The organism is Tissierella carlieri, from assembly GCF_018917285.1.
Lineage (GTDB): Bacteria > Bacillota > Clostridia > Tissierellales > Tissierellaceae > Tissierella > Tissierella carlieri.
Window position 1 is genome coordinate 165,559 of the sequence record NZ_JAHLOH010000023.1, and the last position, 8,111, is coordinate 173,669.

7 protein-coding genes are annotated in these 8,111 nt (G+C 29.9%); all 7 read right to left on the reverse strand.

Annotation, left to right across the window (positions count from 1 at the left end; translation table 11 throughout):
• Positions 1-127: 127 nt before the first annotated feature.
• The 7 genes from KQI38_RS06670 to KQI38_RS06700 all read right to left on the reverse strand — a co-directional run bounded on the left by KQI38_RS06670 (position 128) and on the right by KQI38_RS06700 (position 7,967).
• Positions 128-1,816: a phospho-sugar mutase gene (locus KQI38_RS06670; RefSeq protein ID WP_216557217.1), complete on the reverse strand. Its 1,689-nt coding sequence runs from the start codon at positions 1,814-1,816 to the stop codon at positions 128-130.
• A gap of 146 nt (positions 1,817-1,962) precedes the next feature.
• Complete coding sequence (locus KQI38_RS06675) at positions 1,963-3,906, reverse strand: CotH kinase family protein (RefSeq protein ID WP_216557219.1); 1,944 nt, start codon at positions 3,904-3,906, stop codon at positions 1,963-1,965.
• Positions 3,907-3,921: 15 nt separating this feature from the next.
• Positions 3,922-4,614: a DUF4956 domain-containing protein gene (locus KQI38_RS06680; protein ID WP_216557222.1), complete on the reverse strand. Its 693-nt coding sequence runs from the start codon at positions 4,612-4,614 to the stop codon at positions 3,922-3,924.
• A 26-nt stretch (positions 4,615-4,640) separates the two neighbouring features.
• Entirely contained in the window at positions 4,641-5,324 is a 684-nt protein-coding gene (locus tag KQI38_RS06685) for a polyphosphate polymerase domain-containing protein (protein WP_216557225.1), read from the reverse strand.
• A gap of 253 nt (positions 5,325-5,577) precedes the next feature.
• Entirely contained in the window at positions 5,578-6,993 is a 1,416-nt protein-coding gene (locus KQI38_RS06690) for a sensor histidine kinase (protein WP_216557227.1), read from the reverse strand.
• Between the two features lie 17 nt (positions 6,994-7,010).
• On the reverse strand, positions 7,011-7,694 hold the full coding sequence (locus tag KQI38_RS06695; protein ID WP_216557229.1) for a response regulator transcription factor: 684 nt from the start codon (positions 7,692-7,694) through the stop codon (positions 7,011-7,013).
• 135 nt (positions 7,695-7,829) lie between these two features.
• Positions 7,830-7,967: a hypothetical protein gene (locus tag KQI38_RS06700; RefSeq protein ID WP_216557231.1), complete on the reverse strand. Its 138-nt coding sequence runs from the start codon at positions 7,965-7,967 to the stop codon at positions 7,830-7,832.
• Positions 7,968-8,111 lie beyond the last annotated feature (144 nt).

Here is an 8,111-nt window from a genome sequence, read left to right on the forward strand (position 1 = left end):
TTATTTTTTGGTGCTGTGTTCCAAATCTTTATTAAATTTAGTCACTAAAATTTTAACACAATAGTTTATTTAATTCAACCTATTAAGACTATAATACAATTACCTTTCTTTGTCAAATATATATCATTTATTTGATTGAATTCATTCTACCGGTTACAGTGGATTCTATTAGTTCTATTTTTCTTGCTGAAACTTCACTATTTTTGTCTTTAGAATAAATATATAGCTTTATCTTTGGCTCAGTTCCAGATGGTCTTATGGCATACCAAGAACCATCATCTAAATAATATTTTAAAACATTTGATTTAGGGTTGCCTGTTTCATCCAATAAATAATCTACAACTTTAATAAGTTTCATATCTTCAAATGAGTTGATAGGTTCTTTCCTAAACTCCTCCATCATTCTTCCTATTCTCTTACTACCTTCCAGTCCCTCTAATACTATGGATACAAGTTTCTCTTTATAATATCCATACTCTTGATATAATTCTTCTAATACATCTAATAATGACTTTCCTTGCATTTTATAGTATCCAGCCATTTCTGCGATGAACATAGAAGTATTTACTCCATCCTTATCTCTAACTATGGTATCATAAACATATCCAATGCTTTCTTCATATCCAAAAATGAATGTATGCTCACCAGTTCTATCAAATTCATTTGCCTTACCGCATATATGTTTAAATCCTGTCAATGTTTCAATAGTCTCTACATTATATCTTTTCGCTATGGCTTTGCTTAGATCACCTGTAACTATAGATTTTACAATTGCTCCATCAGCAGGAATATCTCCTCTTTTTTGTCTCTGTGACAATATATAATTAACTAGTAAAACTCCCGTTTGATTCCCGCTAATGAATCTAAATTCTCCATCCTTATCTTTTACCATCATAGCTACTCTATCACAATCAGGGTCGGTGGCTATGATTATATCTGCATTTTTTTCTTTCCCTAATTTTTTTGCAAAATCAAAAGCCTTTACATCTTCTGGATTTGGATATCCTACAGTAGTAAAATTTGGATCTGGTTTTTCTTGCTCCGATACTACTATTATATTAGTAAACCCTCTTTGTTTTAATATTCTTCTTACAGGAATATTTCCAGTACCATTCAGTGGTGTATAAATAATCTTTATATCTTTATCTATCTCATCATTTAACCTTAGTTTAAGCAGGTCTTCATCATATGCTTGATCAATTTCTTTTCCTATATATTGAATAAGTCCTTTTTGAATAGCTTCATCTAAGTCCATAAGTTTTATTTCAGAAAAATCTTTGATTTTGTTTATTTCAGATAATATTTCATCTGCAATATCATCTAATATTTGGGATCCTTCTTCCCAGTACACCTTATATCCATTATAATCTCTCGGATTATGACTAGCTGTAACCACTATGCCAGATATAGTCTTTAATTTCCTAATAGTATATGATAATACCGGTGTTGGTCTAATTCCTTCAAAAAGATAAACTTTAATCCCATTTGCTGCTAATACTCTAGCAGCTATTTCAGCAAATTTATCTGAATAATGCCTAACATCATAGGCAATAGCAACTCCCCTACTCATTGCTTCTTTACCTTTCTTTACTATGGTCTGAGCTAATCCTTGAGTAGCTAATGATACAGTATATCTGTTCATTCTATTAGTTCCAGCTCCCATTTTACCCCTAAGTCCAGCAGTACCAAAAGATAAATCGGCATAAAATCTATCCTCTATTTCCTTATCATCAATTATACCCCTAAGCTCTATTTTTGTTTCTTCATCAAAATAATCATTTTCTAGCCAATGGTTATATTTATCCCTATAATTCATAATATCACCCCAATATCTGATTTGCTTTTTATTACTTTATTATATTCTATTTGTTATTTACTAATTTGTCTATACATTAGAGGGAATATTAAAATTAATTGCAAAAGCATCCCTCGGATGCTATTCATTCCTTGGAATGCTTTTACTTATTTTAAAGAGGTCGGACTAGAAGTAATATACTTTCTTCGTTTTAATTTACTTATAGGGATTAATGCTAATAATAGTGCTAATATAGATGTAATCGGTATAACTAATCTCTCTATATCTATATTGTTTTGCTGAATTCTGTTATCATGAATCATATCTCCTTGTTGTGGAGGGAAATTTCTCTCATCATTAGATTGAAAATTATTATTTTCTTGGGGCCTTCCTTCCCTATCAACAGGCATTCGACTTCTCATATTTATCATTTCTTCTATCTGATTATCATTCAAGCCCAATTCCTTTAACTTTATCCTTTGTTCATCTGTCAATTTTTCACTAGAAGAATCTCGGATAATCTGCATTGCTTTCACCATAGTATTTCTATTATCATTATTTCCAAAATTATCAGGTGATACCATTCCCTCTCGATTCATATCTGGCATATTATTCCCAAAGCCTCTACCCATAGATCCTAGGGCGGCCAAGTCTATCTTAGTATTAATATTTCCATAAGTTGTAGTTGGCTGCTCTCCATTAAGTTGTGCCATAATACTTTCAGCTCTATCCTTTCCAAATTGAAGTAATATAGGTAAGGCATTTTCATACTGTTCATAAGTAAAAAACGCTGTAGGGTCATTTCTAACATATTCCTTTATTAGCTCATTAACTTTACTAATAGATGCTTTATATTTTCCAGATTTAATATAATTCATGACTAAATCTTCTAGATATTGATGATAAATCTTCTTATATTCTTCTTTTTCAAGTAACTTAGATATAAGAGGACTATTTTCCATAGTATCGCTAACTGGATTATCTATAGGAAAGTTTATAGCAGATGAAGCATTATTTACTTCATGTCCTGCAAAGGATAGATTAAAATCCCAAGGAAGTATTTGGAACTTGCCATCTCTTTCATATAAATAGTAATTATGTTTCAAACTACCGGCATAGCTATCTAAATTTACAAGAAATGTATTTACAGCAAAATATCTTAATATTTCATCTACATCAAGGAATTCATCTAGATTTGTACCTGTGCTTAAATTCTTCATCATATCAATTACAGTATTATAATCTTTTTTATCTGTTGTCTTGAATATAGCATTATCAAAAATCCCTGAATAGTTGGAAATATCATCTCCAGTATATACTAAGTTTGTTCCGCTACTACCTCTACTAGGGACCCCAAAATTTCTTGGATTTATAGATTCCTCATTCTCTATTCTTATGTTTTTGGGATCTACTCTCATAGCATTATCATCATTCTTTATATTTGGATTCCCCATATTCATACCTCTAGCACCCATTTCCATACCTTCAGGTTTATATAAGTTTCCATCCATACTTCCAAAATATCTTTCAATAAAGCTTTCTTCCATCACCTCAACAGCTAAATATAATCCCCATATTTCTCCATTTACCTTAATACTAGTGTATGCAAATCCAGGTGTAGCAATTCCCATTTCTTCAAATATCTCATAGGATAAATATTCCTTCATATTTGTAGCATCAGAAATATTATTATTAAGTGCTAACTTATCTAAGCCATAATAGTTCTGCCCCTTAATATATTCACTAAATTTGATTTTAAAACTATATCTATCTGTGGTGCTATCATTAGCTACCATACTTAGACTAGAATTACCTTTAGCTCTAATTCCTACATTTGTAAAGGTCTCTCCGTTTATTATAATATCACAATTATAATACTCTTCCTTTATGGAATTTTCTAATAGATCATTCCATGAATTTTCATCTATAATAATATTTATTTCTGATACCATATCCTTATTAAATATCTTGTTAACATAATCTGGTTGTTTAATACTAATATTAACTAAGTTATTATCTTTCTGTATAAATCCAACAAAAACTACTAATGCTAAAGCCACTAGAAAGATAGAAGCTAGAGATATAATTGTGGCAAACTTTTCTTTTATCATTACATCACCTTCTTTTTATCCCATATAATCCCCATTATAACTAACCATAACTACATTAGAAACTCCTTTAAGACTAGATAACTCATTTATAAAATCAGTGGTGATTTCTTTTAATCTAATCTCAACAGTAAGCTCTATCCCGCTATATTTTGAGGCAGTCTTAGATTTTATTAAATATTTTTGTACCTTATTATTTATGATGTCTAAGATATCTTTCTCGCATTCATTATCTTCATAATTAACTACCATTATATATGGAGTTTCATTTGACTTTTTATTTACAAATAATACCATTACAATACCTATGAATATTGAACCGAATATAGCTAATGGAATTAAACCAGCACCTAACACTATCCCTCCAGAAATTGACCAGAATAAAAATGCTATATCAATTGGTTCTTTTATTGCAGATCTAAAACGAACTATTGACAATGCACCAACCATACCAAGAGATAGTACAACGTTGGAAGTAACAGCCAATATAATTAAAGTTGTAATAAGTGTTAAAGACATAAGGGCTACACCAAAACTTGGGGAATACATAACTCCTTTAAAAGTTTTTTTATAGACTGTCATAATAAATAAACCTAAGACAAAAGCAAGTCCTAATGCTATAATCATATCGACAGCTGATATGGATCCCACTTTATTTAAAAAACTTGATTTGAAAATATCGCTAAAGTTTATTGTATTTGTTGTATTCATTTTTTCATCTCCTGATTCTATTAAATTTAGCCAAATACTCTGCAAAGAGCGTATTTTGAAACTGCAGTAAATCTCCTGTCTCCAACTTGGATAATATCAGCTATAACATCGGGAAGAAACTCATCATATTTTACCTCTAGAATAATTATCTTTGAATCCAATACATTTACAGCGGGAAGATCTTCATCGAATATATTTCTCGAAAACACCCCTGATTTTATGGTTCTATCAAAAGTTATTCTAACATTACCTATTGGATAAATATATGCCTCACGATTATAATCCACTATTGTCTTTGGCCTAAATAATTCACTTTTCATTTTAATATAGAGTTCTTTTAATAAACTATTATCAGTAAATTTAATCCAATCAGTATCTCCGCTCAAAATTTTATTACATTCTTCCATGGAGATTTTAGTACTAAACTTCGCTGTAAGACCATTATCTTTCACCTTTTTTTCTAATTTAATAAAAGAGGCATCATTGTTATAAAGTCTAATCCTAAATTTCTCCCTATGATTAACACCAGATATTTTTTCAAATAAAGCCTTATCATTTATATCATCAAAGTATATACTTCTAATGAAATAACCATCTCCCTTAGAATTTTCATCTAATCTCATTATATTTTTGAGCCTGGATCTAAGTATATAGTAATCTCCTAAATTTATATAAAATTTATGTTCATGTCTATATTTAATACTATTCACATTTTTCACCTCCAAACTTTAGATTTATATTAAGGATATATTTCTTTTGTGAAATCTAGATGATAACTAATCGAAATATTTGTGAAAATCATTATCCACAGTTTCGCAACTCAAATCTATTTGCTACCTTAATTTGCCCCGCAGAGTATAATTCAGTAGTCCTTTAGGGCTCGTTACTCTCGTATAGATCTGATGATCATTGGATTAGGCCATAAAAAAGACAAGAATAAATCTTGTCTTTCATAAATTATATCTATTTGTTGGTATTTAATTGAAACCAAAATGTAGTTCCTTGATTAACATGACTCTCTACTCCAAAATCTGAATTATGAGCAGTTAATATATTTTTAACAATAGAAAGTCCTAGTCCAGTCCCTATTACTGCTCGCTTATGGGTTTTACCTACCATATAGTATCTATCCCATATGTGATTTAACTCTTCTTCGGGAATACCTTTCCCAGTATCTTTGACCTCATATTTAACAAAATCACCAACATTTTTAATATTTATAAATACTAATTTATTATCTCCAGTAAAATTCACAGCATTGCTAATGAGATTATAAATTACCTGCTCTATTTTTTTCTCATCACCATATACTTTTATTTCATCGCTATAATTTAAGCGAAAGATAAATCCATCTTTTTCTTCAAGGATTAAAAATCTCTTTAGAATTTCCTTTGTAGTTCTAACTATATCAAATTCTTTATAATCAATTTGATTAAGATCTGCCTCAATCTTAGATAAATCTAAAATATCATTGACAAGTCTAGTAAGTCTATCTGATTCATCTATAATTACATCAACATGAGATTGTCGTTTTTCTGGATTATTGCCAGATATATCTCTTATCATTTCTGCATAAGATTTGATCAATGTAAGCGGTGTTCTTAAATCATGGGAAACATTTGCAATTAAATCTCTTCTTAGTTCTTCAATTTTAGATAATTCTGTAGTAGTATAATTTAAAGTAGCTACCAAATCATCTATTTCTGTATAATCACCTTTTTCAAATACAACATTATAATTACCTTTAGCTAAAACTGAGGCTGCATTAGTTACTTGAGTAATAGGCTTAGATATTTTAGATGCAATAATAAATGATAATCCCAATGCTAAGAGCAAAGATATTATAGTCACTATAATAAGCTGGTTTTTTAAAACAAAAGTAGTAGAGTCTATAGGGTCTAATAATCCATTAATATATAAATATAGATTCTCCCCATCTTCACCTTGCAATACAGCACCATAGACTATAGTTGGTCTTCCTAACCTAGAATCTTCTATAGTATATAAAATCTTTCCTTGATTGTCATTCTCCAGTTTATCTATGAATTTCCTTGAATCCATAGAGTTAAATTTAGGTGGTCTAGGGTTAAATGATGTATTCATAGGAAATATAGGAATACCGTCTTCATTTAAAATCTGAATGATTACCCCCCTACTAAAGGATGTTGTATAAATAATATCTTCAAAATCATCCTTTCCATATTCAGCAACTAGGCTGTCTCCGATTTTCTTAATCTCATTAGTCTTCATTGATTTATAATAGGTATTTAAAAATACAATTTGAAGAAGCCATAATATGGTCATGATTGTTGCCGCAAATAAGATAAAATATGTCCACAATTTAACTTTTAGGCTTTTCATATCTAATTTATTTTTCAAAATTACCACCACTTCTATTATTTTATATATTCAAATTTATATCCTAGTCCCCTTAAAGTTACAATAAAATCTCTATATTGTCCCATACTATTTCTAAGCATTTTTATATGAGTATCAACAGTTCTATCATCACCAAAGAAGTCATAGCCCCATACCTCACTCAATAATTTATCCCTAGTTAGAGCAACATTCTTATTTTTAACTAAATAAAATAATAAATCATACTCCTTTGGGGTCATATCCACTTTTACTTCATCAACAAATACATTTCTTCCTAGTATATCAATTTCAAGACCGTCAAATTTATATATTTCATTAGAATTAATATCTTTTTGCATTTTTTTATTACGGCTGACAATTACATTTAATCTAGCCATAACCTCCTTAGGAGAAAAAGGTTTTACTACATAATCATCGATACCTATCTCAAATCCAAATAGCTTATCATATTCTTCCCCTCGCGCAGAGAGCATAAGTACAGGTATATCCTTTATCTTTTTAATTTCCTTATAGGCAGAAAAACCATCTAGTTTTGGCATCATTATATCCATTACTATAACATCAAAATTTTCTTCTTTACATATATTCACAGCTTCCATTCCATCTTTGGCTTCTAATACTTTATGCCCTTCAAATTCTCCATACTCTCTAATAACTTCCCGAATTTTCTCCTCATCATCTACAACTAATATCCTAAACATATAATTCCTCCTATAATATTTCTAGGAACTAAAGCTTCTCCTCAGCTATATTATAAATGTTCAATGTGTTAATTATGTGATAAATTTTAAGAATTCAAGTGTAAAAAAAGAGGATAGTATTATCTATCCTCTTACTCAATATCTCGTTCTACTCATCTCTTCGGTGTTTTTAGAATGGCACTTCGGACAGTTTACACCCTCTTCATAGTTCTCATCCCAGATATGTCCACAGTCCTTACATATAAATTTAACTAAATTTATGGATGTAGTCATATTCCCACCTCCCATTTGAACATATCGTTTTGTAAACTTAAATGAAAATTGAGGACTCCAACCTCTGTATGGTACAATGTTTTTGCTAGAAAACAAATACCTCCCAGAAAGGATGAAGTCCTCATGCAAAAAATTGTATCAATA

Coding starts and splice junctions, on each gene's coding strand:
- KQI38_RS06670 (WP_216557217.1), bottom strand. CDS start 1,816: ATGAATTATAGGGATAAATATAACCATTGGCTAGAAAATGATTATTTT.
- KQI38_RS06675 (WP_216557219.1), bottom strand. CDS start 3,906: ATGATAAAAGAAAAGTTTGCCACAATTATATCTCTAGCTTCTATCTTT.
- KQI38_RS06680 (WP_216557222.1), bottom strand. CDS start 4,614: ATGAATACAACAAATACAATAAACTTTAGCGATATTTTCAAATCAAGT.
- KQI38_RS06695 (WP_216557229.1), bottom strand. CDS start 7,694: ATGTTTAGGATATTAGTTGTAGATGATGAGGAGAAAATTCGGGAAGTT.
- KQI38_RS06700 (WP_216557231.1), bottom strand. CDS start 7,967: ATGACTACATCCATAAATTTAGTTAAATTTATATGTAAGGACTGTGGA.